The organism is Herbaspirillum sp. NPDC101396, assembly GCF_044767365.1.
Taxonomy (GTDB): domain Bacteria; phylum Pseudomonadota; class Gammaproteobacteria; order Burkholderiales; family Burkholderiaceae_D; genus Herbaspirillum.
Map to the genome: position 1 here is coordinate 675335 of NZ_JBIWNT010000002.1, position 24079 is coordinate 699413.

The 24079-nt window shown below is 58.8% G+C and carries 29 protein-coding genes; 8 read left to right on the forward strand and 21 right to left on the reverse strand.

Features of this window, described 5'->3' with window-relative positions; translation table 11 throughout:
- Window positions 1-6: 6 nt before the first annotated feature.
- Window positions 7-1023 (forward strand): L-threonylcarbamoyladenylate synthase, encoded by a 1017-nt coding sequence (locus ACIROY_RS08170; protein ID WP_402274317.1) that lies wholly within the window; start codon window positions 7-9, stop codon window positions 1021-1023.
- Between the two features lie 278 nt (window positions 1024-1301).
- Window positions 1302-2042 carry an OmpW family protein gene (locus ACIROY_RS08175; RefSeq protein WP_402341096.1) on the forward strand — a complete coding sequence of 247 codons (741 nt, stop codon included), beginning with the start codon at window positions 1302-1304 and terminating at the stop codon, window positions 2040-2042.
- A gap of 65 nt (window positions 2043-2107) precedes the next feature.
- Here ACIROY_RS08175 and ACIROY_RS08180 read toward each other — a convergent pair whose 3' ends face one another.
- Window positions 2108-2617, reverse strand: a complete 510-nt coding sequence (locus ACIROY_RS08180; protein ID WP_402341098.1) for a flavin reductase family protein — start codon at window positions 2615-2617, stop codon at window positions 2108-2110.
- Between the two features lie 305 nt (window positions 2618-2922).
- Here ACIROY_RS08180 and msrA point away from each other — a divergent pair, with 305 nt between their 5' ends.
- Window positions 2923-3462: a peptide-methionine (S)-S-oxide reductase MsrA gene (msrA, locus tag ACIROY_RS08185; protein WP_402274323.1), complete on the forward strand. Its 540-nt coding sequence runs from the start codon at window positions 2923-2925 to the stop codon at window positions 3460-3462.
- Window positions 3463-3547: 85 nt separating this feature from the next.
- Here msrA and ACIROY_RS08190 read toward each other — a convergent pair whose 3' ends face one another.
- The 6 genes from ACIROY_RS08190 to purB all read right to left on the reverse strand — a co-directional run bounded on the left by ACIROY_RS08190 (window position 3548) and on the right by purB (window position 9076).
- A complete protein-coding gene (locus ACIROY_RS08190; RefSeq protein WP_402274325.1) occupies window positions 3548-4759 on the reverse strand; it encodes a class I SAM-dependent methyltransferase in 1212 nt (403 codons plus the stop codon).
- Between the two features lie 71 nt (window positions 4760-4830).
- Window positions 4831-5466 carry a pyridoxamine 5'-phosphate oxidase gene (gene pdxH / locus ACIROY_RS08195; RefSeq protein WP_402341101.1) on the reverse strand — a complete coding sequence of 212 codons (636 nt, stop codon included), beginning with the start codon at window positions 5464-5466 and terminating at the stop codon, window positions 4831-4833.
- A 223-nt stretch (window positions 5467-5689) separates the two neighbouring features.
- On the reverse strand, window positions 5690-6259 hold the full coding sequence (locus ACIROY_RS08200) for a YceI family protein (protein ID WP_402274331.1): 570 nt from the start codon (window positions 6257-6259) through the stop codon (window positions 5690-5692).
- A gap of 56 nt (window positions 6260-6315) precedes the next feature.
- The gene (locus tag ACIROY_RS08205; RefSeq protein ID WP_402274959.1) at window positions 6316-6873 is read right to left on the reverse strand and encodes a YceI family protein; all 558 of its coding nucleotides are present in this window, start codon (window positions 6871-6873) and stop codon (window positions 6316-6318) included.
- 52 nt (window positions 6874-6925) lie between these two features.
- Window positions 6926-7450 (reverse strand): cytochrome b, encoded by a 525-nt coding sequence (locus ACIROY_RS08210; RefSeq protein ID WP_402341104.1) that lies wholly within the window; start codon window positions 7448-7450, stop codon window positions 6926-6928.
- A 258-nt stretch (window positions 7451-7708) separates the two neighbouring features.
- Entirely contained in the window at window positions 7709-9076 is a 1368-nt protein-coding gene (gene purB, locus ACIROY_RS08215; RefSeq protein ID WP_402341107.1) for an adenylosuccinate lyase, read from the reverse strand.
- A 220-nt stretch (window positions 9077-9296) separates the two neighbouring features.
- Between purB and ACIROY_RS08220 the strand changes: the two genes are divergently transcribed.
- On the forward strand, window positions 9297-9902 hold the full coding sequence (locus tag ACIROY_RS08220; RefSeq protein ID WP_402274337.1) for a glutathione S-transferase N-terminal domain-containing protein: 606 nt from the start codon (window positions 9297-9299) through the stop codon (window positions 9900-9902).
- Between the two features lie 125 nt (window positions 9903-10027).
- Here the strand turns inward: ACIROY_RS08220 and bfr are convergent, their stop codons facing one another.
- From bfr to ACIROY_RS08265, 9 genes are all read right to left on the reverse strand, one after another.
- Window positions 10028-10501, reverse strand: coding sequence for a bacterioferritin (gene bfr / locus ACIROY_RS08225; protein ID WP_116434012.1), 474 nt, complete (start codon window positions 10499-10501; stop codon window positions 10028-10030).
- 245 nt (window positions 10502-10746) lie between these two features.
- Window positions 10747-11163, reverse strand: coding sequence for a biopolymer transporter ExbD (locus ACIROY_RS08230; protein ID WP_116434011.1), 417 nt, complete (start codon window positions 11161-11163; stop codon window positions 10747-10749).
- A complete protein-coding gene (locus ACIROY_RS08235; protein ID WP_402274340.1) occupies window positions 11163-11897 on the reverse strand; it encodes a MotA/TolQ/ExbB proton channel family protein in 735 nt (244 codons plus the stop codon). The genes ACIROY_RS08230 and ACIROY_RS08235 overlap by 1 nt, the downstream gene beginning before the upstream one ends.
- 68 nt (window positions 11898-11965) lie before the next feature.
- Window positions 11966-12670, reverse strand: coding sequence for an energy transducer TonB (locus tag ACIROY_RS08240; protein ID WP_402341110.1), 705 nt, complete (start codon window positions 12668-12670; stop codon window positions 11966-11968).
- Window positions 12671-12684: 14 nt separating this feature from the next.
- Complete coding sequence (locus tag ACIROY_RS08245; RefSeq protein ID WP_083830777.1) at window positions 12685-12912, reverse strand: bacterioferritin-associated ferredoxin; 228 nt, start codon at window positions 12910-12912, stop codon at window positions 12685-12687.
- Window positions 12913-12943: 31 nt separating this feature from the next.
- Window positions 12944-13264 (reverse strand): hypothetical protein, encoded by a 321-nt coding sequence (locus ACIROY_RS08250; protein WP_016832156.1) that lies wholly within the window; start codon window positions 13262-13264, stop codon window positions 12944-12946.
- Window positions 13265-13379: 115 nt separating this feature from the next.
- Window positions 13380-13568: a hemin uptake protein HemP gene (gene hemP / locus ACIROY_RS08255; RefSeq protein WP_016832155.1), complete on the reverse strand. Its 189-nt coding sequence runs from the start codon at window positions 13566-13568 to the stop codon at window positions 13380-13382.
- 193 nt (window positions 13569-13761) lie between these two features.
- Window positions 13762-14856, reverse strand: coding sequence for a tRNA 2-thiouridine(34) synthase MnmA (gene mnmA / locus ACIROY_RS08260; RefSeq protein WP_402341113.1), 1095 nt, complete (start codon window positions 14854-14856; stop codon window positions 13762-13764).
- A complete protein-coding gene (locus ACIROY_RS08265) occupies window positions 14849-15358 on the reverse strand; it encodes an NUDIX hydrolase (RefSeq protein WP_402274350.1) in 510 nt (169 codons plus the stop codon). Before ACIROY_RS08265 ends, mnmA begins: the two co-directional genes overlap by 8 nt.
- A 176-nt stretch (window positions 15359-15534) precedes the next feature.
- On the opposite strand from ACIROY_RS08265, the gene ACIROY_RS08270 reads away from it, so the two are divergent.
- The 4 genes from ACIROY_RS08270 (at window position 15535) to ACIROY_RS08285 (ending at window position 18915) form a co-directional block, all read left to right on the forward strand.
- Window positions 15535-16650 carry a Re/Si-specific NAD(P)(+) transhydrogenase subunit alpha gene (locus tag ACIROY_RS08270; protein WP_116434007.1) on the forward strand — a complete coding sequence of 372 codons (1116 nt, stop codon included), beginning with the start codon at window positions 15535-15537 and terminating at the stop codon, window positions 16648-16650.
- 82 nt (window positions 16651-16732) lie between these two features.
- Window positions 16733-17095 (forward strand): aspartate 1-decarboxylase, encoded by a 363-nt coding sequence (panD, locus tag ACIROY_RS08275; RefSeq protein ID WP_116434006.1) that lies wholly within the window; start codon window positions 16733-16735, stop codon window positions 17093-17095.
- A 63-nt stretch (window positions 17096-17158) separates the two neighbouring features.
- Window positions 17159-17476, forward strand: a complete 318-nt coding sequence (locus ACIROY_RS08280) for an NAD(P) transhydrogenase subunit alpha (RefSeq protein WP_402341116.1) — start codon at window positions 17159-17161, stop codon at window positions 17474-17476.
- Between the two features lie 2 nt (window positions 17477-17478).
- A complete protein-coding gene (locus tag ACIROY_RS08285; protein ID WP_402274357.1) occupies window positions 17479-18915 on the forward strand; it encodes an NAD(P)(+) transhydrogenase (Re/Si-specific) subunit beta in 1437 nt (478 codons plus the stop codon).
- 74 nt (window positions 18916-18989) lie between these two features.
- Here the strand turns inward: ACIROY_RS08285 and upp are convergent, their stop codons facing one another.
- From upp to ACIROY_RS08310, 5 genes are all read right to left on the reverse strand, one after another.
- Window positions 18990-19637: a uracil phosphoribosyltransferase gene (gene upp, locus ACIROY_RS08290; protein ID WP_094565282.1), complete on the reverse strand. Its 648-nt coding sequence runs from the start codon at window positions 19635-19637 to the stop codon at window positions 18990-18992.
- A 99-nt stretch (window positions 19638-19736) separates the two neighbouring features.
- Window positions 19737-20912: an FAD-dependent monooxygenase gene (locus tag ACIROY_RS08295; RefSeq protein WP_402341119.1), complete on the reverse strand. Its 1176-nt coding sequence runs from the start codon at window positions 20910-20912 to the stop codon at window positions 19737-19739.
- A gap of 29 nt (window positions 20913-20941) precedes the next feature.
- A complete protein-coding gene (gene pepP, locus ACIROY_RS08300; protein WP_402341121.1) occupies window positions 20942-22288 on the reverse strand; it encodes a Xaa-Pro aminopeptidase in 1347 nt (448 codons plus the stop codon).
- A gap of 28 nt (window positions 22289-22316) precedes the next feature.
- Window positions 22317-23027 (reverse strand): N-acetylmuramate alpha-1-phosphate uridylyltransferase MurU, encoded by a 711-nt coding sequence (murU, locus tag ACIROY_RS08305; RefSeq protein ID WP_402274365.1) that lies wholly within the window; start codon window positions 23025-23027, stop codon window positions 22317-22319.
- Window positions 23028-23040: 13 nt separating this feature from the next.
- On the reverse strand, window positions 23041-24066 hold the full coding sequence (locus ACIROY_RS08310) for an aminoglycoside phosphotransferase family protein (RefSeq protein ID WP_402274368.1): 1026 nt from the start codon (window positions 24064-24066) through the stop codon (window positions 23041-23043).
- Window positions 24067-24079: the final 13 nt, after the last annotated feature.

Genomic DNA, 24079 nt, shown 5'->3' on the forward strand with positions numbered 1-24079 from the left:
TTTGCAATGATGACGATCGACATGGATGCGGTGCGGCTCGCCGCACGCAAGCTGGAGGCCGGCAAGCTGGTGGCATTTCCTACCGAGACTGTCTACGGTCTCGGCGGCGACGCAGAGAATGCCGCGGCGATTGCCGACATCTATGCCGCCAAAGGTCGTCCTGCCAATCATCCGGTCATTGTTCACGTCGCGCCTGAAGCAGACATTTCGTACTGGGCCGCCGACGTGCCAACGCAGGCCCACGCATTGATCGAGGCATTCTGGCCCGGTCCGCTGACGCTGATTCTCAAGCGCGCCGCGCATGTTCCGGCAGCCGCTTCCGGCGGTCAGGATTCGATCGGTGTACGCTGTCCGTCGCATCCGGTTGCGCAGGCTTTGTTGCGTGAATTCAAGGGCGGCAAGGGCGGCGTCGCAGGTCCCTCAGCCAACAAATTTGGTCACGTGAGTCCGACCACGGCGCAACATGTGCGCGAAGAATTCAGCGAAGCCGACAGCCTGCTTGATTACGTCCTGGACGGCGGCCAAAGTGAAGTCGGCATCGAATCAACCATTGTCGATCTGTCGCGTGTGGAAACACATGGCGCCGTCTTGCTGCGCCCCGGCCAGATCAGCGTCGACCAGATTGCTGCAGTGCTGGGTGTCGCGCCACGCGCTCCCGATGCAGCTGCGCCGCGCGCCTCGGGTACGCTCGATGCGCACTACGCGCCACATACGCCGGTCGCCCAGGTGGCGCCGGAACAACTCGCCGGCGTGCTGCAACAGCTCGCTGCGGGCGGTTACAAAACAGCGTTGATTTATCGCACCGCCGCAATGTCGGCGCACGCTTCGGTGGCCATGCCGGCGGATGCTGATCGCTATGCTCATGATCTTTATGCTGCGCTGCGAGATATGGATCACGAAGCCGCTGACGTCATCGTGGTGGAGTCGTTGCCGCAGGCTGCGGAATGGCAAGGCATCAATGATCGGCTGCGTCGCGCAGCCTTCGATTCGAGCGGAATCCTGTCGCGTTTATTGGCGACCTGACGTTCTTTTTCTCACTTCTTCCGCACGGTTTTTGGCAGGGAAATTATTTCCAGTTGCCAAAAAAATACACGTCTATACAAAGCGAATTAAAGCTGGCATAGTATCGCAAAAGAATAGCACGCGCGTTCTTTTTGTCAGGCGAGTGTAAGGCGGGAGGGCAATCGTTCCCAATGTGCATTCAACAAGAACAGGCGACGAACAACGTTGCCGTCACTTCCGAACCATAGTCGGAATAATTTATAAAACAGGGCGCAGCCCTTCACATTTGGAGACGACACATGAAGCAACAATTTTCCCTTTTGCCCAAAATCGCTGCGCTGTCCATCGCTGCCGCTTTCGCTGCGCCAGCAATGGCACAAACCGCCGGCAGCAACATCGTCAATCTGGGATGGTTCCATCTGGCGCCGCAGGATTCGAGCGAAACGCTGCGTGTCAACAGCCCAATCCAGACTACCCTGCCGGGCAGCGGCGCGTCGGTCGGCAATGCGGATACCTTGGGCGTAGCATTCACGCATTTCTTCACCGATAACTTTGCGGTGACGACAGACGTCGGTATTCCGCCAACCTTCAAGCTGACCGGCACCGGAACGCTGGCAAGCGCAGGTGAATTGGGCAAGGCCAAGCAATGGAGCCCGGCGATCATCGCGAAATGGTATTTCGGCGACGGCACCAGCAAGTTCCGTCCGTTCGTGGGCGCAGGTGTGTCGTATGTGTGGTACTCGGACGTCGAGCTGACCAGTCAGTTCCAGGGCGCGTTGGCGAGCCGCTTCTCAAGTGGTGCGACTACTTCTGGCAAATCCACTGCAGATCTGAGCTCCTCCCTGGCGCCGGTGTTGAACGTGGGCGCAACCTACAACTTCGATCAAAACTGGTCGCTGGGTTTCTCGGTCGCGTACATCCCGCTCAAGACCAAGGCCGACATCACAACTACACTGCCAACCGGCACGCAGTTCAAGTCGTCCACAAGTCTGACGCTGAATCCTATCGTGACCTTCCTGTCGGTCGGTTACAAGTTCTGATTCCTGTATGCAGAAATAAAAAAGCGCCTTCGGGCGCTTTTTTATTTGCGTAAGCAGTTCAGCTTTCACATCTCATCGGTCTTCACAAATCGACCGTCATGGAAGACCAGCGCAGCTTGCGGAGTGACTTCGCAATGTTCCACCTCGCCCACGAAAATGACATGATCGCCTTCCGGATAGCGGCTGCGGTTATGGCATTCGAACCAGGCAGAGACACCTTTGAGCACAGGCTGGCCGGTGCGCGACAAGGTATATTCAACGCCGTCAAAACGGTCTACTGACTTGCGCGAAAACTGTTCCGCCAGCGCAGTTTGCTCAGCGCCCAGGATATTGATCACGTAATGCGAATTACCGGAGAAAACCGGCATGCTGCTGGCTTGTTCGGACAGGCTCCACAGCACCAGCGGCGGCGACAGCGACACTGAATTGAACGAGCTCGCGGTCAGTCCCAGCAAGGTGCCATCGTCCAGGCGCGTGGTGATGACGGTGACGCCGGTTGCGAACTGGGACAATGCCTTGCGGAAATGAGCGGCGTCAAAAGCGCGCGTGGTGGCGCGCGGGGAGCGAGAATGCATCTAAGGCCTGTGGAAACGTTCTGACAAGTAGGACATTATGCCCAAAAAAACACCGGACGTAACCCAAGGCCTCCTTGGGACAAGCCTGGGGTATTTTCTGAATGTAACTTTTAGGTACGTTAAATTGTTGAATTTTGATGCATCTGCAGATGCTGAAAAATGTCTGGCTGGAAGCCCCGGCGTCAGCGCCCATTTCGCCGACGCTAGGTTTTTGTCCGCGAGCAATGGTATAAACGTAGCTATGCGGGCATGAATTGCAAAGCACGTGCCGCAAGATCCATTTGAATCCAGACGCAGGAGCGATCGTGAGTACTTCAACTGAAACAGCAGTTCTTGGCGGCGGGTGTTTTTGGTGCCTTGAAGCCGTGTACCAGCAGCTCAAGGGCGTGCAGCACGTGGAGTCCGGCTACACCGGCGGCCACGTAGAGAATCCGACTTATGAGCAGGTCTGCAATGGTGATACCGGCCATGCAGAGGTGGTGAAGCTGAGCTTCGATCCGGCGCTCATCAGCTTCCGGGAAATTCTGGAAGTCTTCTTTACCATCCACGATCCCACTACGTTGAATCGACAGGGCAACGACGTCGGTACGCAGTATCGCTCGGTGATTTACTACGATTCGCCGGAGCAGCAGGATACTGCCAAGCACATCATTGCAGAGATGGCGCTGGTTTGGGATGCACCGCTCGTGACAGAACTGAGTCCGGTGGAAAAATATTACAAGGCCGAGGACTACCACCAGAATTACTTCCAGCAGCATCCTTTTCAGGGATATTGTGCTTTTGTGGTGGCGCCGAAGCTGGCAAAATTTCGGCAGGTGTTCGCAGAGAAGAGCAAGGGCGAATAAATCCTGGCCGGGAATTGGCCAAGGATACGCAGCAAAAAAGCAGCCGGCCTTAGCGCCGGCTGTTTTCATTGGAACAATTGCGTCGCTACGGCTGAGCGTCGTAGATATAACGTCGCGATTGCGGTAATGCGTCGGCAGGGCGATTCGCTTTGCCGCACACGACCTGATAGAGAGAGATCCAGTCCTTGTCGAAGCAATGCGCACTGCCGGCAAGATACACGCGCCAGATGCGATAGCGTTTTTCGTCGGTCAGCTTCTTGATTTCCTCTGCGCGCGCTTCAAAGTTGTCGGCCCAGATGGCGCAGGTCCTGGCATAGTGACGGCGCAGGTTTTCAACGTCGAAAACTTCCAGCCCGCCTTGTTGCATGGTCTTTAGCACCAGGCTGACATGCGGCAATTCCCCGGCGGGGAACACATATTTGTCGACGAATTCACCACCGCCATACGGGGACTCGCCATTCTCGATGTCCGTGCTGGTGATGCCGTGGTTCATCACCAGGCCGTCATCGGCGAGCAGCGAGTTCACATGTGCAAAGTACATCGGCAGGTTCTTCAGGCCGACGTGTTCGAACATGCCTACACTGGTGATGCGGTCGAAGGTGCCGGTGACGTCGCGATAATCCTGCAGCCGGATTTCGATGCGGTCGCTCAGGCCGGCTTTTTCGACACGCTCCTTGGCCAGCGCATACTGGTTTTCGGACAAGGTGACGCCGACGCAGCGCGCGCCGAATTTCTGCGCCGCGCGCAGCACCAGCGCTCCCCAGCCGCAGCCGATGTCGAGCAGCCGGTCGCCGGGACGTACCTTGATTTTGGTCAGGATGTGATCGATCTTCTTGATCTGTGCGGTCGCCAGGTCTTCATCGCCGTTCTCGAAGTAGGCGCAGGAGTACACCATGTTTTCGTCCAGAAAGAGTTTGTAGAACTCGTTCGAGACGTCATAGTGGTAGCGAATCGCTTCGGCGTCCTTTTCCTTGCTGTGGCGCACCGTGCGGACGATACGGGCAAGCTTGCCTTCGGCTTTCAGGGTTTTGGCGGCGAGCAGATTGGCGACATTGATGATGCTGGCGACGGGGCCGTCAACGTCAATCTTGCCTTCGACGTAGGCTTCTCCCAGATTGGAGAGCGAAGGGCGGAACAGGTAAGGCAGGGCGGACACGTGCGGCACGCGCAAGGTGACTTGCGGTGCGTTGTCGCTGAAATCGAATTGGCTGCCGTTCCATAACTCAAGGCGCAACGGCAATGCCGTTGCGTGTCGTACGTTGTCGACCCAAGCTGCTAGCTTCTTTTCCCAAAACACGATAATTCCCTCCGTGCGAGTAATGATGCTGTAGCGCGGCCCTTTCCGATGGCGTCGTCAACAAAGACGGGCTAGGGCTGCAGGCGTTGCCGGCTCCACGTACCGTCTGCTCCGCGCGTATAGACAACGCGGTCATGCAGGCGAGATGGCCGACCTTGCCAGAATTCGATTTTTTCCGGTATCACGCGGTAACCGCCCCAATGCGCGGGGCGAACCGGATGCGCTCCGTATTTTTGTTCCACTGCAGTGAACTGCGTTTCCAGCGTTTCGCGCTTGTCGACCGGCGCGCTTTGCTCGGAAGCGATGGCGCCCAGTTGGCTGCGTAGCGGACGGCTGAAAAAATAGGCGTCGCTTTCGGCCGCGGCGACCTGCTCTATCCTTCCTTCGATACGAACCTGGCGTTCTAGTTCTACCCAATGGAACAATAAGGCGACATAAGGATGTTCCTCGATGTCGCGTCCCTTGCGGCTGTGATAGTTGGTGAACCAGGTAAAACCGGCGGCGTCGACCTGCTTGAGCAGCACAATGCGCGATGACGGCCGACCGTCGGCGCCGACGGTGGCTACGCTCATGGCATTGGGCTCGGGGAGTTCCGCTTTCAGCGCCTCATCGAACCATGTTGAAAATTGAACAACAGGATCGGTGGCGACGTCGTTTTCCGACAAACTGGCGCGGCTGTAATCCTTGCGAAGATCTGCTATCGACATCGTTGCTTTATCCTAAATAGGTACCGCGGGAACTGCGCTAGAGTAGCGCGTTTTCAAAAAACTTGCACTTGGGCAGCGCCTTCCATCACCCCCGCGAGGCGGGCGGAAGGGCGTTTTCAGGCCTGTGTCCATTATGCGCGGGAGTGCGGATGCAACTTATGATATGGAACAAAAAAAGGCCGATGCGCATGACACGCATCGGCCTTTCCGGAAGGGAGGCGGATCAGTTGGACTTGATCGCTTCGACCTGGATCGCCAGCTTGACTTCCGGTGCGAACGGCGGCACGGCGTAGTTGATGCCGAAGTCGGTGCGGTTGAAGGTTCCCGATGCGTCGGCGCCGCAGACTTCGCGCTTGAGCATCGGATGCTGGATGCAAGTGAACTTGTTGATCTTCAGTTGCACCGGCTTGGTCACGCCATGCAAAGTCAGCTCGCCGTCGACGGCAACCGGCTTGTCGCCGTCGAACTTGATCGACGTGCCCTTGTACGTGGCGGTCGGGAATTTCTGCACGTCGAACACATCGGCGCTCTTGACGTGGTCATTGAGCTTGGCGTGACCGAAATCGACTGACGATGCGTCGATGGTGATGTCCAGCGAGCCGGTCTTGGCCGCGCGATCCAGCGTCACGGTGCCGGAAGTCTTGGTGAACTTGCCGCGCCATACGGAAATGCCCATGTGATCCGCTTCAAAGCTTGGATAGGTATGGCTTGGATCGATGGTGTAGGTATCGGCGGCGAAAGCCGTGACGGATGTCGCCGCCAGCAGGGAAATCAGGGCGAATTTCAGTTTCATGGTGAATCCTTTTCAATGAGCAGTGGGGTGTCGAAACGCTTTGTTATAAGTAAGTCTTAAGGTGTGGTGACGACGTGGAACTTGATCGTCACTTCGTCGGCGACCATGCCGGTGTCTTTCCATTCGCCTTCGCCGATGTTGAACGCCAGGCGCTTGATCGGCAAGGCGCCGTCAAACGTCTGGCCGCTGCCTTCTTTCTTGACCGTCAGCGGGAAGTGCACGTCCGCAGTCTTGCCCTTGATGGTCAGTTTGCCGGCGACGTCATACTTGGTGCCGGCCGGTGCGCCCGCAGTCGGCTTGATCGAGCTGGCGACGAAGGTGGCCTTGGGGAATTGCGCGGCGTTGAACCATTCCTTCTTCAGCACTTCCTTGTTGTACTCAGCCTCGCCCAGGTCGAAGCTGGCGATGTCGATGTCCACGCTGGCTTTGGCGGCGTCGGGTTTGGCGCTGTCGAAATCGATCTGCGCGACGAATTTCTTGAATTTTGCTTCGACCGGCACGTTCAGTTGCTTGAAGACGGCGCCGACCGTGCTTTTGGCAGTGTCGACTTTGAGCGGGGCTGCAATGGCAGCGGAGGAGGCGGCCAGGCCGAAGACGGCGATGCCGCCGAGCATGGCATGGACCAATGTAGTACGCAGAGTCATGAAATTTCCTCGGGAAAGATGATCAGGGCAGGATACGTCTGAGCACACCGTCGCGATCGATGAATTGATGCTTCAGTGCGGCCAGCACATGCAGGCAGAAAGCGGCTAGCAAAGTCATGTTCAGCCAGTAGTGCATCAGCTTGAGCAAGGGTTTGAGTTCGGGATTCGGATCGATGATCACCGGCAGCGGCAGCACGCCGAGATAGACCACGGGAATGCCGGCGGCAAGGCTGTACAGATAGCCGGAAACCGGAATCGCGAAAATCAGGATATACAGCAGGAAATGCAGCGCATGCGCGGCGCCTTGCTGCCAGCGCGGCATCTGCGCCGGGTATGCCGGCGCTGCATGCGTCAGGCGCCAGAGCAGGCGCAGGCAAGCCAGAGCGAGTACGGTCACGCCCAGCCACTTATGCCAGGAAAAATATTTGAGCTTGGTCGGCGTCAGGCCGGGAATGTCGGTCATCGTCACGCCGAGCGCGAAGGCGGCGATGATCAGCAGAGCAATGAGCCAGTGCAACAGGATGGCGGGTTTTGTGTAGCGTTCCATGGCGATTGCTGGTGGAGTATCAGGTTGTGCAGCGGGTTGTTCTGCATCGTACCGGCATTGGCGCGACCGCGTGCCGAGTCTGATCTCGCGCAGTCGGGAGGTGCCGGTAGGGTAACTCAACAGAATAAGGTGTTTTCATCGGCGGCAATAGATAGGCAGATTTGATTTCACTCATCCATTGATGTTGTGAATGAAGCTGATTACCGCGCAATTTGAGTGGACCGGGCGGCTTTGGTTTCCGCCCGATCGTTGCAATGATCAAATATTTTTGGCCAGTGCGATCGCTTCGCCGATGTAATTCGCAGGCGTCATCGCCAGCAAATGGTCCTTGGCGTTTTGCGGAATGGCCAAGCCGTTGATGAAGTCGCGCAGCGCATCCTTGGAAATGCCTTTGCCGCGGGTCAGCTCTTTCAACTGCTCGTACGGATTTGCGATGCCGTAACGGCGCATCACGGTTTGCACCGGCTCGGCCAGTACTTCCCAGGTGGTGTCCAGATCGGCAGCCAGGCGTGTCGGATTGACTTCCAGTTTGTTCAGGCCGCGCAGGCAGCTGTCATAGGCCAGCACCGCATAGCCGAATGCCACGCCGATGTTGCGCAGCACGGTCGAGTCGGTCAGGTCGCGCTGCCAGCGCGAGACCGGCAGTTTTTCCGACAGGTGCTTGAGCACGGCGTTGGCCATGCCGAGGTTGCCTTCGGAATTCTCGAAGTCGATCGGATTGACCTTGTGCGGCATGGTCGAAGAGCCGATTTCACCGGCCTTGGTGCGCTGCTTGAAATAACCCAGCGAGATGTAGCCCCAGATGTCACGGTTCAGATCCAGCAGGATGGTGTTGGCGCGCGCCACGGCGTCGAACAGTTCGGCCATGTAGTCGTGCGGTTCGATCTGGATGGTGTACGGATTGAACACCAGGCCCAGGCGCTGTTCGATGACGTTCTTGGAGAACGCCGCCCAGTCGGTTTCCGGATAGGCGGACAGGTGGGCGTTGTAATTGCCGACAGCACCGTTCATCTTGCCAAGGATCTCGACGGCGGCGATGCGTTTGACGGCGCGCTGCAGGCGGGCGACGACGTTGGCGATTTCTTTGCCCAGCGTGGTCGGGCTCGCCGGCTGGCCGTGGGTGCGCGACATCATCGGCACGGCGGCGTGTTCATGCGCCAGTTCGGTCAGCTTGGCGATCAGGCCTTGCAATGCCGGCAACACGACGGTGTCGCGCGCGGACTTGAGCATCATGCCGTGCGAGGTGTTGTTGATGTCTTCGGAGGTGCAGGCGAAATGGATGAATTCGGAGGCGGCGACCAGTTCCGGTACATCTGCGACCTTTTCCTTGAGCCAGTATTCGACCGCCTTGACGTCATGGTTGGTGACGGCTTCGATCTCCTTGATGCGGGCGGCGTCGGCTTCGGTGAAGTCGGCGGCCAGCTTGTCCAGCAGCGCGGTGGCGTTGGCGGAGAAAGGCTTGATCTCGGCAAAACCGGCAGCCGACAAAGCTTGCAGCCAGGCAATTTCCACTTTCACCCGATGATGCATGAAACCTGCTTCGGACAGGATGGGACGCAGCTTGTCGGTTTTTGCGGCGTAACGGCCGTCGAGCGGGGAGAGGGCGGAAAGTGCGGAAAGGGACATGATGATATGCGGATGAAAAGACGTTGAAAATAAGATGCGCAGGGCTCGCAATGCGTGCTGTCTTGGTCCGGCGGCGCTGCGGACCTGCGTTGACTCGCGATTTTACCATTGCCCGGGCCCGTAATCCGGAACGTTGCCGCTTGTCCTCCGGACGGCCGTCTCAGGCGTTGATGGTCAATCCCCGATGCTATAATCGGGCCGGATTATTACAAGAAATGTTATGAAACTGATCGCCTCGCTGGTAAGCCCTTACGCTCGCAAAGTCCGCATTGTCATGGCGGAAAAAAAGATCGATTTCGAATTGGTGCTGGAAGACGTATGGAGTGAGACCACCACGATCCAGCAATTCAATCCCCTCGGCAAAGTACCGTGTCTGATGATGGACGATGGTGGCGCCATGTTCGATTCGCGCGTGATTTCCGAATACCTCGATATTCTGACGCCGGTTGGCAAGTTGATGCCGACCAGCGGTCGCGAGCGCGCCGAAGTCAAATGCTGGGAGGCGTTGGCCGATGGCTTGCTCGAAGCCGCCATCCTGGTTCGTCTTGAAAAGAAGCGCCCGACACGCCAGCAAAGTCCGGAATGGATCAAGCGGCAATGGAGCAAGGTCGAAGCCGGCCTGAAGGCAATGTCGGTGGGTCTGGGTGAAAAGAATTATTGCGTCGGCAATCACTACACTCTGGCGGACGTCTCCGTCGGCTGTGCGTTGGGATGGCTGGAGTTTCGTTTCCCGGAAACCAAATGGAAAGACAACTATCCGGAATTGCTGCGCCTGTACGAGAAGCTGTCGGAACGTCAGTCGTTCAGGGATACCTTCCCGCAGTAAGAGTGGTGTCTCTGCGTGTCAATGCAGATCACGGCGTCTCAGGAAAAAAAAGCGCAACCCCGGAAGGTTGCGCTTTTTTTACGCCCTCGCCCGAGAGCGTCGGCTCTCGAAGCAGGATTGGTTCTTTACTCTGCGATGATCTGCGTTTGCAGGTAGTTCTGGATGCCGATCTTGTCGATGATATCGAGCTGGGTTTCGAGCCAGTCAATATGTTCTTCGGTATCGTCGAGAATCATCTGGAACAGTTCTCGCGAGACATAATCGCCATGCTGTTCGCAAGTGGCAATGCCTTCCTTGACGGTCTTGTGCGCAGCTTTTTCCAGGTTCAGGTCACATTGCAGCATCTCGGGCGTATTCTCGCCGATCATCAGCTTGTGCAAGGCCTGCAGGTTCGGCAAACCGTCCAGCATCAGGATGCGGTCGATCAGCTTGTCGGCGTGTTTCATTTCACCGATGGATTCTGCGTATTCTTTCTTTGCAATTTTTTCAAAGCCCCAATGCTTGTACATGCGGGCATGCAAAAAATACTGGTTGATCGCTGTCAGTTCGTTGGTTAACTGAGCATTGAGCAGTTTGATGACCGCTGGATCGCCTTTCATAGGTACCTCTGAGAATAGGGTGGGAAGAAGATCGGCTGGCGGGGTGGATAAGCAATCCGGCGCACATGAAGCTCAGCCGTGTGAACGGACGCATCATAGCGCAGCGGGTTACAGACTTCACCTTAAATTAGCGCGAATCATTCTTACTTTATTTCTATCGCGCAATGAGATTTGTTCCTGGCCTGCAAAAACAAAGCCCCCGCCGGCGAGGGTGGGGGCTTTGCTGGCAGCGAAACGGCAGAGACTTATTTCGCTTGCGGGTCGGTGACGAAGCCGATCTTGGACAGGCCGCCCGACTGGGCCGCCGCCATCACTTGCGCGACTTTTTCGTATTGCGTTGTGCGTTCAGCGCGCAGATGCAATTCGGGTTGCGGTTGCTTCTTGGCGGCTTCGGCGATACGTGCAGTCAATTGCTCGCTGTCGATCGCTTCTTCATTCCAAAACACCTTGCCGGAAGCATCGATCGACAGGCTGATGTTTTGCGGTTTCGGCTCATCCGGCTGGTTGGTGGCGCGCGGCAAATCGATCTTCACCGCATGATTCATGACCGGGATGGTGATGATGAAAATAATCAGCAGCACCAGCATCACGTCGACCAGCGGCGTGGTGTTGATCTCCGGGTTGAAGTCGTCGTCCGAATCGGACAGGGAACCCATCGCCATTACGCTCTCCCGACAGCCGTCAACTTGGCGCTTTTGGTGGCGCCTGTTTCGGCGTCCTCGTTGGCAGAGCGGGCGCCGGTGACAAACAACGCGTGCAGGTCGAAACCGAATTTGTTCAGCTTGGCGATCGTGGTCTTGTTACCGCGCACAAGGGCGTTGTAGCCGAAGGTTGCAGGAATCGCCACTGCCAGACCCAGCGCAGTCATGATCAGCGCTTCGCCGACAGGGCCTGCGACCTTGTCGATACTGGCTTGGCCGGAAGTGCCGATCGACACCAGTGCGTGGTAAATGCCCCAGACGGTGCCGAACAGACCGACGAACGGCGCGGTCGAGCCGACCGACGCCAGCACGGCCATGCCGGTTTGCAGCTTGCCCGATGCTTCGTCGATGGCCTGACGCAGCGACAGTGTCACCCAGTCGCTGACCGACAGTTGGTCATGCAGGTGGCCCTTGTGGGCAGTATGGTGGCTCATCGATGTGACGCCTGCTTTGGCGACTTCGGCGAATGGGTTGTCGTTGCCCAGTGTGGCGACGCCTTCCGGCAGGCTGGTGGTATCCCAGAATGCATGGCCGGCCGCATCGGATGCGCGACGGAAGCGCAGCAGTTGCAGCGCCTTGGTGACGATGACATACCAGGATGCGATCGACATGGCGACCAGCAGCACTGCGACGCCTTTAGTGACGAAATCCCCTTGCGCCCACAGGCTTTCCAATCCGTACGGACTTACTTCCATGATGACTTCCTTTGCTTATTGACTTGAATGAATAGACGAATGAATAAATGAACGAATGAGCGAATAAATTAGCGATCGAGCTTGAAATTGATGACGCCGGTGGCGGACACGACAATTGCCTTGCCGTCTTCGATATAGGGTTTGAATACCGCGCGCATGACTGCGCGTCGCGCTTCATCATCCAGGCGGGATGAGCCCGAGCCTTTGATGATGTCGACTTTTTCGGCTCTGCCTCCGGTATTGACCAGTACCCGGAATTGGACGACGCCTTCTTCGCCCATACGCTTGGAAGCGGCAGGGTAGCTGACGCGCGGGGGTTCAATGTATTCGATGCCGGAGGTAATCTGTTTGATCGGCGGCGGACCTGGCGGCGATGCAGGGGCCTGCGCTGGAGCGGCGGCTGGCGGCGATGGTTCAGCCGGTTGGGGCGGCGTTGGCGGTGCGCTGATGGCGGTTGGCGCCGGTGCTTGCGTAACCGGGATTGGCGGCGGTGGCGTCACTGACTTCCTGACCACGGGAACGACCTTGGGCGGCGCCGGTGGCGCTTTTGGCGGCGCCGGTTCGGGCGCACGCTCAGGCGTGATGAAAGTGGCGATCACTTCCTTCGGGATCGCGCTGGCGACCTGATGGATCAGGCCGCTTTGCAATGCATAGAAGAAGGCGATGTGCAGCAGGATGATGAAGCCGAGCGGGCCGATTTTCTTGACCTGGCGCCAAGCGAGACCAACGGGATTGGACGAGCTGCTACTCATAGTAGGCGATGAAGCGTTCATGAATGAAATGATCTTTAGGCAATCATGGTATTCGCACGGAATACCAGAGTCTGCACTGTGTTGCGTGTTTGATTGGAGTTGCTCAGACATTCGCGGAGGACATGCTTGGCGCAGGTGTGGCATTTTCCGCAGGAAGTGCCAATACCGAGCTCCTTGCGAAGCTCGGACATGGTAGTCATGCCTGCGTTCACTGCCTGGTGAATCTTGCCTTCGGAAATGTTGTTACAAACACATACGATCATTGTACGCCTTGCCGCCCGGGTATGTAGGCTCTTAAATGGATCTCGCTCCTGAAACGATGCGAGCGAACAGATTAAATTTCTCGGGTTGCGGCATTGTCCGTTCCACTACGGTTCCCCACTGTTCCGATAATTGTTGGCAAGTTGCCCGCAATACCGGCGCCAGATTCGGCAAATCCGCCAGCGCTTTCAGGTGTCGTTCAATCACTGACGCCAATTTGACGCAGCTTTTGGTTTCCTGATTACTGGCAGTGTAATGAGACATCAAATGCAGCACTGCTGAGACCAGCAGCTCTGGCTGTGCCGGTGCGTTATTTGGTTCCACGAACGCGGAATCCATTTTGTCGGTAACCATCAAACTCTCCTTAATCGGCTAGCTTGGCTGGCTAACGCGTAACGCATGGCATCACCGTTGGCTGGCTGGTTTTACATCGCTTCACTACGAATCCTGAAGCGACTCGTTAATATGGTTACGCCGTCAGAATCAATTTGTTCAGTTGTGTCAGACGCAGTTTGTAAATACGACCGCCGTGGTCGATTTCCAGCTCGCGCATTTGCCGGAACAAATCCTGGCTCTTGATGCGAGTAATGGGGGAGCCATTTGCTGCAGTGGCTGGCTTGTTGCGACGCTCGGTTCCGTGCTCGATCAGTTGGTTCATCACGACCTCCTATTAAATGCGAACAATTCTTATTTAGATTATTCGTCATTTAATCCTAGATTGCAAGCTCTTTTATGATTTGTTGCGAGTTTCTTGCCACGGGGAAACCGGTGGGTGGAATTTCCGTTGCCGAAAAAGCAAAAACGCCCCGCTGCGCAAGGCAAGCGGGGCGTTTCTGAAGGAGAAGAAGCGCTTACACGGACTCGATAATGCCGCCACCGAGGCAAACATCGCCCTGGTACAGAACTGCCGACTGGCCCGGCGTCACGGCCCATTGCGGGTCGGCGAAGCGCAGGTCAAAGCGGCCGCCGGCATCGCTGAACGAGCAGGGTACGTCAGCTTGACGGTAGCGCGTCTTGGCGCTCAGTTCGGCCATGTCGGGGGCTTCTCCGGCCACCCAGCTGATCTGGCTGGCGCCGAGCTGCGCCGACAGCAGCCACGGATGGTCATGACCCTGCACGATATAGAGCGTGTTGGTTTCGACGTCCTTGCGGGCGACGTACCAGGCGTCGCTGTTGCCGTCGGCGTTCTGGTGCGCCTTGATGCCGCCCAGTCCGATGCCCTTGCGCTGGCCCAGCGTGTAGAAGCTCAGGCCGACGTGTTCGCCCACGATGTCGCCCTCGGGCGTCTTCATCGGGCCGGGTTCGTAGGACAGGTAGCGATTAAGGAATTCCCGGAACGGCCGCTCGCCGATGAAGCAAATGCCGGTCGAGTCCTTCTTGGCCGCATTCGGCAGTTTCAGCTGCTCGGCGATCTTGCGCACTTCGGTCTTGTGGATTTCTCCAAGCGGAAACAGCGTCTTCGACAATTGCGCCTGGTTAAGCCGGTGCAGGAAATAGCTCTGGTCCTTGCTGGCGTCGACCGCTTTCATCAGTTCGAACTTGCCGGCCGGATTCTCGCGCACGCGCGCGTAGTGGCCGGTGGCGATCAGATCCGCGCCCAGGTGCATGGCGTGGTCGAGGAAGGCCTTGAACTTGATCTCGGCGTTGCACAGCACGTCCGGGTTGGGGGTACGGCCGGCCTGGTATTCGCGCAGGAATTCGGCGAACACGCGGTCCTTGTATTCGGAGGCAAAGTTGACCGCTTCAATGTCGACGCCAACCACGTCGGCGACGCTGACTGCATCGATCCAGTCCTGGCGCGTCGAACAGTATTCGGAATCGTCGTCGTCTTCCCAGTTTTTCATGAACAGGCCAATGACTTCATAACCCTGTTCTTTCAGCAGCCAGGCCGAGACCGACGAGTCGACGCCGCCGGACATGCCGATCACCACTTTTTTCTTAGCCATGGGCAACTCCTGCATCAATCCCGACTGCTGCCGTCACACTCGCGTCGGTATACAGCAGCGACAGCGGACCGCGCTGGCCGCTGAGGTAATCGTCCACGCAGCGCAGCACCAGCGGGCTTCGATGGCGTTCGCGGCTGGCGGCGATTTCGTCGCGTGTCATCCAGAGTGTGCGCACGATGCCGTCATCGAGCGGACGGTCGTGCTGCGCGCCCAATTTTCCAGCAAAGGCGAAACGCAAATAGGTCGTGTCGGCACCGCCGCGCGAGGACGAGACGTTGCGCGACATATACATGCCGATCAGCGCGGTTGGTTCGAAATCGTGGGCGGATTCTTCCAGTGCCTCGCGCACCACCGCTTGCGTCAGCATCTCGCCCTGCTCCAGGTGGCCGGCCGGCTGGTTCAGGCGCAAGCCGTCGCCGGCTTCCTCTTCTATCATCAAAAAACGGCCCTCGCGCTCAATAATCGCGGCGACTGTGACGGAGGGCTTCCAGACTTCAGACATAATATTCCTTACAAGAGCCGACATTTTACCGTGGCTGGGCAAAGGCTTCAGCGCGGCGGCCCGGAACGCATCGCATATGCGAGTACCGGCTCCTGCAAAGCTTTTGCGCAAAGTTGTTGATCTTTAAATTTTACGTGTAAGATTCCGGTAAGAATTTACAACTACAGGAGCTCTGAATGAGGCTAGGCATCCCCGTCGAAAGTCGGGACGGAGAAACACGCGTTGCGGCAACCCCGGAAACGGTCAAGAAGCTGGTCGCCGCCAAACATGAAGTGCTGGTGGAGTCGGGGGCCGGCATCAAATCCAGCATTACGGACGAAGCCTATGTCGCTGCCGGTGCGGTCATCGCAGCCACGGCCGACGTTTATGGTGCTGAAGCATTGCTCAAGGTGCGTGCACCGAGTGCAGATGAACGTGCGCGCCTGAAGTCGGGCACCGTCGTGGTCGGCATCCTGAATCCGTTCGATGCCGACAACCTCGCAGCGATGGCTGCCGCCGGACTGACCGCTTTCGCGTTGGAAGCCGCACCGCGCACCACTCGTGCACAGTCGATGGACGTGCTGTCCTCACAGGCCAACATTGCCGGCTACAAGGCCGTGCTGATGGCTGCCAATACCTATCAGCGCTTCATGCCGATGCTGATGACCGCCGCCGGCACCGTCAAGGCCGCGCGCATGCTGATCATGGGCGCCGGTGTGGCCGGCCTGCAGGCAATCGCAACCGCCAAGCGCCTCGGCGCGGTGATCGAAGCATCCGACGTGCGTCCAGCCGTCAAGGAACAGATTGAATCCCTGGGCGCCAAATTCCTCGACGTCCCCTTCATCACCGAGGAAGAAAAGGAAATCGCCCAGGGCGTCGGCGGCTATGCCCGTCCGATGCCGGCCGACTGGATGCGCCGCCAGGCTGAACTGGTGCACGAACGCGCCAAGCAGGCCGACATCATCATCACCACTGCGCTGATTCCCGGCCGCAAGGCGCCGGTGCTGATCAGCGAAGAAACCGTCAAGGCCATGAAGCCGGGTTCGGTCATCCTCGACATGGCGGTCGACCAGGGCGGCAACTGTCCGTTGTCAGAGCCGGGCAAGACCGTGATCAAGCACGGCGTGCACATCATCGGCGAAGGCAATCTGGCGGCGCTGGTGGCGGCCGACGCTTCGGCCCTGTATTCGCGCAACGTGCTCGATTTCCTCAAGCTGATCGTCGACGCCGAAGGCAAGCTGGTCATCAACCGCGAAGACGACATCGTCGCGGCGACCTTGCTGTGCAGCGGCGGCGAAGTGCTGCGCAAATAAAGCAGCATCAATGCAACATCTTATCCATACCGGTTCGCGCAAGCGCGCCGGAGCAGAACCAAGAATTAAAGAGTAAAGCCTTATGCAACGAATCATGCTGCGCGCGAAGATTCACCGCGCGACTGTGACCGAATGTGACCTGAACTACGAAGGTTCCTGCGGTATCGACGAAGACCTGCTGGACGCCGCCGATATCCGTGAATTTGAAAAGATCGAGCTGTACAACGTCAACAACGGCGAACGCTTCTCCACCTACGCTATCCGCGGCAAGCGTGGCAGCGGCGAGATCTCCCTGAACGGCGCGGCAGCCCGCCGCGCGCACCTGGGCGATCTGCTGATCATCTGCACCTATGCACCCATGACGGACGCAGAAATCGCCAGCTATGTACCGAAGATCGTCTTCGTCGACGACAAGAATCACATCACCAGCCTGAAAGCCATATAAAACCAAACAGGTCGCGGCATGGATATTTAAATTCATGCCGCAGCCACAGAAAGGAATGACACCATGGAAGTCGGTCACACCATCATCAACCTGATCATCTTCGTACTGGCGATCTACGTCGGCTACCACGTGGTCTGGACCGTTACGCCGGCCTTGCACACGCCGCTGATGGCAGTCACCAACGCCATCTCGGCGATCATCATCATCGGCGCCATGCTGGCTGCGGGCCTGACCGAAGGACCGGTCGGCCGCATCGCCGGCACGCTGGCCGTGGCGCTGGCGGCGGTCAACGTCTTCGGCGGTTTCATGGTCACGCAGCGCATGCTGGAGATGTTCAAGAAAAAAGAACCTAAAACCAAGACAGACAAGGCGGGGGCATAAGCATGAGCATGAATCTGGTAACCCTGCTGTACCTGGTGGCCTCGGTGTTCTTCATCCAGGCACTGAAAGGTCTGTCGCATCCATCGACGGCGCGTCGCGGCAACGCCTTCGGCATCGCCGGCATGGCCATTGCGGTGGTCACTACGCTGGCGCTGATCATCAAGCTCAAGGGCGACATGCCGACGTCGGGCATCGGCCTCTGGCTGGTGGCCGGCGGTGTCGTGGTCGGCGGCGGCATCGGCGCCTATCTGGCCAAGAGCGTCGAGATGACCAAGATGCCGGAACTGGTCGCGGCGATGCACTCGCTGATCGGTCTGGCGGCAGTCTGTATTGCCGTTGCGGCCGTGGCCGAACCCTGGGCCTTCAACATCGCCGCGCACGGCGAAGCGATCCCGCTGGGCAATCGCGTTGAATTGTTTATCGGGACCTTCGTCGGCGCGATCACGTTCTCCGGTTCGGTGATTGCGTTCGGCAAGCTGTCGGGCAAGTACAAGTTCCGCCTGTTCCAAGGCGCGCCGGTGAGTTTCTCCGGTCAGCACATGCTGAACCTGTTGCTAGCGGTGGCGATGATCGGCTTCGGCGTGATCTTCGTGCTGACGCAGAACTGGCTGCCGTTCATCGTCATGGCGGCCATCGCCTTCGTGCTTGGCGTATTGATCATCATCCCGATCGGCGGCGCCGACATGCCGGTGGTGGTGTCGATGCTGAACAGCTACTCCGGCTGGGCGGCGGCGGGCATCGGTTTCTCTCTGAACAATTCGATGCTGATCATTGCCGGTTCGCTGGTCGGATCAAGCGGCGCGATCCTCTCGTACATCATGTGCAAGGCGATGAACCGTTCGTTCTTCAACGTGATCCTCGGTGGTTTTGGCGGCGATCCGGCGGCTGCCGCGGCGGTTGGCGGTCAGGCGCAGCGTAACGTCAAGTCGGGCTCGGCTGACGATGCGGCCTTCCTGATGGGCAATGCGGAAACCGTGATTATTGTCCCGGGCTACGGCCTGGCGGTAGCACGTGCGCAGCATGCACTGAAAGAGCTGACCGAGAAGCTGACCCATAAGGGTGTGATCGTGAAGTATGCAATCCATCCTGTGGCCGGTCGTATGCCAGGCCACATGAACGTGCTGCTGGCGGAAGCCGAAGTGCCTTACGACCAGGTCTTCGAAATGGAAGACATCAACAGCGAGTTCGGCCAGGCCGACGTGGTGCTGGTGCTGGGCGCCAACGACGTGGTGAACCCGGCTGCGAAGGATCCGAAGTCGTCGATCGCCGGCATGCCGATCCTGGAGGCGTACAAGGCCAAGACGGTCATCGTCAACAAGCGTTCGATGGCTGCCGGTTACGCCGGTCTGGACAACGAACTGTTCTACATGGACAAGACCATGATGGTCTTCGGCGACGCCAAGAAGGTCATCGAAGACATGGTCAAGGCGGTTGAGTAGTCCGCCTTGATGCCGAGTAAATAAAAAAGCCGCCGGATTCAAAACCCGGCGGCTTTTTTTCATGATGCGGAGATTTACTTGGTGCCGAAAATCCGGTCGCCGGCGTCACCCAGGCCCGGCACGATGTAGGCATGGCTGTCGAGGTGCGAATCGAGCGAAGCGACGTACAGCTTCACGTCCGGATGCGCATCATGGAATACCTGTACTCCTTCGGGCGCCGCCACCAGCGCGACGAAAATGATGTTCTCCGCCGTCACGCCGCGTTTCTTCAGGACATCGACGGCATACACGGCGGAGTTGCCGGTCGCCACCATCGGATCGCACAAGATCATGGTGCGGTCTTGCAGGTCGGGCAGGCGCACCAGGTATTCCACCGGCTGATGCTGGTCGTTGCGATAGACTCCGATATGGCCGACGCGCGCCGACGGGATCAGCTCCAGCAAGCCGTCGCTCATGCCGATGCCGGCGCGCAGCACGGGAACCACGGCCAGCTTCTTGCCGGCGATGACGGGTGCATCATAAGTGACCAGAGGCGTTTCGATCGACTCGGTGGTCAGCGGCAGATCGCGCGTGATTTCGTAGCCCATCAGCAAGGTGATCTCGCGCAGCAAGTCGCGGAAGGTGCGCGTCGAGGTGCGCTTGTCGCGCATGTGCGAGAGCTTGTGCTGGATCAGCGGGTGGTTGAGGATGAACAGATTGGGGAAGCGGGGATCTTGTTTCATGATCTTATTTCATGGTCTTATCGGTCGGGACCGCAAGCGTGCGGCAATGCTGCATTGTCTCATGCCGGGCGCTGCGGGCAAGGGATTCAGGGCCGACCCTTAACGCCAGCCGAACATCATCTGCTCCGCCAGCACCCGTTTCGCCGGCGCTGCCACGTCGATCAGTCCCAATGACAAACCAAGCAAGGCTTGTGACGGCGCACCATCCGGCGCGCTGGCAAAAACCCGCGCCATCACATCGGTGAGCTTGATCGTGGCATTGCGGTCGCGACGCCGTTGCGTCGCGAAGTGTTCGAGTGCGGCCGGCCCGGAGCTTGTGCGCGTCAGCGCGCTGGCCAATACCACGGCGTCGCGCAAGCCGAGATTGAGTCCCTGGCCGGCGACCGGGTGCAGGGTTTGCGCGGCGTTGCCGATGGCAACGGTGCGGGCGGAGGCGCCAGGGGCGGCATTCAGGCCCAGCGGATAGCTATGGCGGGCGCTGCTGGAAGAAAAACGTCCGACGCGTCCGCCGAAGACTTCGCCGAGTTCATGCAAGAAAGCGTTGTCATCAAGCGCCAACAGATGCTTCGCCGTGTCCGGACGCACACACCACACCAACGCATATCCGTCATCCTGCGGCAGCAAAGCCAGCGGCCCTTGCGCAGTAAAGCGTTCGAAAGCGCGATGGGCGATCGTGGCCGTGGCGGTGACGTGGGCGACGATGGCGACCTGATCGTAGTCGCGTTGCACCGCCTTGGCGGTTTGTTCCGAGAACACGCCGCCTTCGGCCTGCACCACGATGCCGGCGCTGAAACTGCGGCCGTCGGCCAGTTGTACGCTGGCCTGCAAACCTTGCTCGTCGATGGCGGACACCTGTGCCGGACGCAGCACGGTCACTCCGTTCGGAGTGAGTGCTGCCGACAAGGCCTTCACCAGCGCGCCATACCGCACCACGTAGCCGAGCGCGGGCAGGTCATAGTCTTCGCGATTGATCAGCGTGCGACCGAAATGCTTGCGTCGCGACACGTGGATCTGGTTGATGGACGTCACCGACGGCGCCATCAGGGACCAGGCGCCGATTTCATGCAGGATTTGCTGGCTGCCGTGCGAGAGCGCAATCGTGCGCGGATCTTGCTCCGCCTGTTCGCCCGACTTGGCGTCGATCAGCGCGATGCGGTACGCTGGCATGCCGCGCTTGTACAGCAGCGTGGCGACGCTGAAGCCGACCGGGCCGGCGCCGCAGATGATGACGTCGTAATCCGGCCGGACTGGAGTGGCGGTGTCGGAAGAACTCATGGCAGGCGTGGAAACATGGCCGTCACGATTCACGCCGAGCGCATCAGCGCTTCGATGTCGGCCACTTTGTTGGGCACCGCCGTAGTCAGGATTTCACAACCGTCCGGCGTGACATGAGCGTCGTCTTCGATGCGGATGCCGATGTTCCAGTATTTTTCCGGCACGCCTTCGCCAGGACGCACGTAAATGCCCGGCTCGACCGTCAGAACCATGCCCGGTTGCAGCGTGCGCCACGGCTTGTCGCCGTCGGCGGTGGCCGGGTCGCGGTATTCGCCGACGTCATGCACGTCCATGCCCAGCCAGTGGCCGGTGCGGTGCATGTAGAACTGGCGGTAGTCGCCTTTGGCGATCACGTCGTCAAGCGAGCCGACCTTGTTCTTGTCGAGCAGGCCGGTGTCGAGCATGCCTTGCGCCAGCACGCGCACGGCGGCGTCGTGGCCGTCCATGAAGCGCTTGCCGGGGCGGGTGTCGGCGATGGCGGCGTCTTGTGCGGCCAGGACGATTTCGTACAACTCCTTTTGCGGGCCGGAGAACTTGCCGTTGGCCGGGAACGTGCGCGTGATGTCGGACGCATAGCTGTCGAGCTCGCAGCCGGCGTCGATCAGCACCAGGTCGCCGTCCTTGAGCTCGGCGTCGCCGGCACGGTAGTGCAGCACGCAGGCGTTGGCGCCGGTGGCGACGATGGAGCCGTAGGCAGGATATTGCGAACCGTTGTTGCGGAATTCGTGCAGCAGCTCGGCTTCCAGGTGATATTCACGCAGGCCGGGACGCGACAGGCGCATGGCGCGGCAATGCGCTTCGGCAGAAATGATGCCGGCGCGTTTCATCACTGCGATTTCGCTCGCGTCCTTGAACAGGCGCATCTCGTCCAGCAGCACATTGACGTCGACGATGGACGATGGCGCGGTGATGCCCGAGCGACCCAACGCACGCACGCTTTGCAGCCATCCCTGCAATTGCGCGTCGCGCTTGACGTCGTGGCCCAGCGCATAAAAGACGGCCGGTGCATCGGCCAGCAATTGCGGCATTTCCTTGTCCAGCGTATCGACGGCGAAGGCTTCGTCGAAACCGAATTCCTGGCGCGCGGCATCGGGGCCGTAGCGATAGCCATCCCAGATTTCGCGTTCAAGGTTTTTGTCGCGGCAGAACAGGATGCTGCGGCTGTCCTTGCCGGGCGCAGCAATCAGGATGATGACCGCTTCCGGTTCCGTGAAGCCGGACAGATAGTAGAAATAACTGTCGTGGCGATAAGGATAGTCGGCGTCGCGGTTGCGCATGACTTCGTGCGCGGTCGGGATGACGGCGACGCCGCCGCCTTTTGCTTGCATCTGCGCGATCAACTGGGCGCGGCGGGCGGTAAAGGAAGCTGTGGTCATCTTGGTGCTTTCTTCCGGATGATCCGGATTATCTGCCGGCGAGGGGCGTATTCAATTCTTCCAGCTGTTCGACGGTGCCGACATTGATCCATTCGCCGCGGTAAATTTCTCCGCCGACCTGGCCGCGCGCTGCGTATTCGCGCAGCAGCGGTCCGAGCTTGGCGTGTTCACCCGGCGTGATGGCGTCGAACATTTGCGGCCGGTACACGCCGATATTGGCGAAGGTGAACAAGGGCGAGCCTTCGTTGGCGATCGAAAAACTGTTCAGCGCAAAATCGCCGGTGGGGTGATGCGGCGGGTTTTTCACCAGATAAATCCAGGCGACGTCGCGCTTGTCCAATGGTATCGGATTTCCCCACAGGTCGTTGTCTTCGAGAACGGTCTTGACCTGTTCGAAATCAAAATGGGGGATATAGATGTCGCCGGAGATGGCGACGAATGCTTCTTCGCCGAGCAGGTGGCGTGCCTTGGCGATGCCGCCGGCGGTTTCCAGCGCAGTGCCTTCGGAGGAGTAGTGAATCCGGGCGCCGAACTGCGTGCCGTCGCCCAAGGTTTCTTCAAACAGGTGACCAAGATGCGCGTGGTTGATCACGATCTCGGTGATGCCGGCGCGCACCAGGTTCAGGATCTGCCAGACGATCAGCGGACGGCCGCGTACTTTCAGCAGGGGTTTGGGACAGGTGTCGGTCAGGGGGCGCATGCGCTCGCCGCGGCCGGCGGCAAAAATCATCGCTTTCATGGCGTATCCGGCCTCAGAATGTATAGCCGACTTGCGGCGCTTTGTCTTCCAGCTTCTCGATCAGTCTGACCAGCGGGATCAGCGCGTTGTAGCGGCGCGCGGCCTTGAGCGTGTATTCCATGACCAGCGGCATGTCCTTCAGATAGGCATCCTTGCCGTCGCGATGGTAAAGGCGTGCAAATATGCCGAGCACTTTCAGATGGCGCTGCAGGCCCATGAATTCGAAATCGCGGTAGAAGGTATCGATATCCGGCGCCACAGGCAAACCGGCGCGCCTGGCGCGTTCCCAATAGCGGATGACCCAGTCAAGCACCATTTCTTCGTCCCACTGGATGTAGGCGTCGCGCAGCAGTGAAACCAGGTCGTACGTGATCGGCCCGTACACCGCATCCTGGAAATCGATAATGCCCGGATTGCCGGTCGGCAGGACCATCAGGTTGCGCGAGTGGTAGTCGCGATGAACGAACACCTGCGTCTGCGCCAGGTTATTGGCGAGCAGGGAGTCGAACACCTTGGTCAGCGTGTTCTTCTGATCGTCGGTCAGCGTCACGTTCAGGTGCTTGGCGATGTACCAATCGGGAAACAGTTGCAGCTCGCGCGACAGCAGGGCGCGATCATATTCCGGCAGCACATCCGGCTTGCTCTGGGTCTGCAGCAGCACCAGCGCGTCGATGGCGTCGATGTAGAGCTTGTGGGCGGTGTCGTTGTTGAGCTGGTTCAGGTAAGTGGTCGTGCCCAGATCCGACAGCAGCAGGAAGCCGCGTTCAACATCCTGCGCCAGCACCGTCGGCACCGACACGCCGGTTTTTCCGAAGACTTCGGCGACGTGGATGAACGGGCGCACGTTTTCTTGCGGCGGCGGCGCATCCATGGCGATCAGCGTTTTACCGTCCGGCGTGTCCACGCGGAAATAACGGCGGAAGCTGGCGTCGGCCGAAGCGGGACGCAGCGTCTCGACCTTGGTGGGGACTGCGAGGGTGGGCAGCCATTCTTGCAACTGGGACAGGCGCGGATCGGCAGGGGAATTATTTAAAGACATGAACAATCAGAGG

Bases quoted from the DNA above. Each gene is read 5' to 3' on its own strand.
- panD (WP_116434006.1), top strand. From the start codon at position 16,733: ATGCAACGAATCATGCTGCGCGCGAAGATTCACCGCGCGACTGTGACC.
- ACIROY_RS08205 (WP_402274959.1), bottom strand. From the start codon at position 6,873: ATGCTCGGCGGCATCGCCGTCTTCGGCCTGGCCGCCTCCTCCGCTGCC.
- ACIROY_RS08200 (WP_402274331.1), bottom strand. From the start codon at position 6,259: ATGAAACTGAAATTCGCCCTGATTTCCCTGCTGGCGGCGACATCCGTC.
- upp (WP_094565282.1), bottom strand. From the start codon at position 19,637: ATGAAACAAGATCCCCGCTTCCCCAATCTGTTCATCCTCAACCACCCG.
- ACIROY_RS08240 (WP_402341110.1), bottom strand. From the start codon at position 12,670: ATGAACGCTTCATCGCCTACTATGAGTAGCAGCTCGTCCAATCCCGTT.
- ACIROY_RS08250 (WP_016832156.1), bottom strand. From the start codon at position 13,264: ATGGTTACCGACAAAATGGATTCCGCGTTCGTGGAACCAAATAACGCA.
- bfr (WP_116434012.1), bottom strand. From the start codon at position 10,501: ATGAAAGGCGATCCAGCGGTCATCAAACTGCTCAATGCTCAGTTAACC.
- hemP (WP_016832155.1), bottom strand. From the start codon at position 13,568: ATGAACCAACTGATCGAGCACGGAACCGAGCGTCGCAACAAGCCAGCC.
- pepP (WP_402341121.1), bottom strand. From the start codon at position 22,288: ATGACCACAGCTTCCTTTACCGCCCGCCGCGCCCAGTTGATCGCGCAG.
- ACIROY_RS08180 (WP_402341098.1), bottom strand. From the start codon at position 2,617: ATGCATTCTCGCTCCCCGCGCGCCACCACGCGCGCTTTTGACGCCGCT.
- ACIROY_RS08295 (WP_402341119.1), bottom strand. From the start codon at position 20,912: ATGAGTTCTTCCGACACCGCCACTCCAGTCCGGCCGGATTACGACGTC.
- ACIROY_RS08175 (WP_402341096.1), top strand. From the start codon at position 1,302: ATGAAGCAACAATTTTCCCTTTTGCCCAAAATCGCTGCGCTGTCCATC.
- ACIROY_RS08265 (WP_402274350.1), bottom strand. From the start codon at position 15,358: ATGTCTGAAGTCTGGAAGCCCTCCGTCACAGTCGCCGCGATTATTGAG.
- mnmA (WP_402341113.1), bottom strand. From the start codon at position 14,856: ATGGCTAAGAAAAAAGTGGTGATCGGCATGTCCGGCGGCGTCGACTCG.
- purB (WP_402341107.1), bottom strand. From the start codon at position 9,076: ATGTCCCTTTCCGCACTTTCCGCCCTCTCCCCGCTCGACGGCCGTTAC.
- ACIROY_RS08285 (WP_402274357.1), top strand. From the start codon at position 17,479: ATGAGCATGAATCTGGTAACCCTGCTGTACCTGGTGGCCTCGGTGTTC.
- ACIROY_RS08280 (WP_402341116.1), top strand. From the start codon at position 17,159: ATGGAAGTCGGTCACACCATCATCAACCTGATCATCTTCGTACTGGCG.
- murU (WP_402274365.1), bottom strand. From the start codon at position 23,027: ATGAAAGCGATGATTTTTGCCGCCGGCCGCGGCGAGCGCATGCGCCCC.
- ACIROY_RS08235 (WP_402274340.1), bottom strand. From the start codon at position 11,897: ATGGAAGTAAGTCCGTACGGATTGGAAAGCCTGTGGGCGCAAGGGGAT.
- ACIROY_RS08230 (WP_116434011.1), bottom strand. From the start codon at position 11,163: ATGGCGATGGGTTCCCTGTCCGATTCGGACGACGACTTCAACCCGGAG.
- pdxH (WP_402341101.1), bottom strand. From the start codon at position 5,466: ATGTCGATAGCAGATCTTCGCAAGGATTACAGCCGCGCCAGTTTGTCG.
- ACIROY_RS08245 (WP_083830777.1), bottom strand. From the start codon at position 12,912: ATGATCGTATGTGTTTGTAACAACATTTCCGAAGGCAAGATTCACCAG.
- ACIROY_RS08220 (WP_402274337.1), top strand. From the start codon at position 9,297: ATGAAACTGATCGCCTCGCTGGTAAGCCCTTACGCTCGCAAAGTCCGC.
- ACIROY_RS08270 (WP_116434007.1), top strand. From the start codon at position 15,535: ATGAGGCTAGGCATCCCCGTCGAAAGTCGGGACGGAGAAACACGCGTT.
- ACIROY_RS08210 (WP_402341104.1), bottom strand. From the start codon at position 7,450: ATGGAACGCTACACAAAACCCGCCATCCTGTTGCACTGGCTCATTGCT.
- ACIROY_RS08310 (WP_402274368.1), bottom strand. From the start codon at position 24,066: ATGTCTTTAAATAATTCCCCTGCCGATCCGCGCCTGTCCCAGTTGCAA.
- ACIROY_RS08170 (WP_402274317.1), top strand. From the start codon at position 7: ATGATGACGATCGACATGGATGCGGTGCGGCTCGCCGCACGCAAGCTG.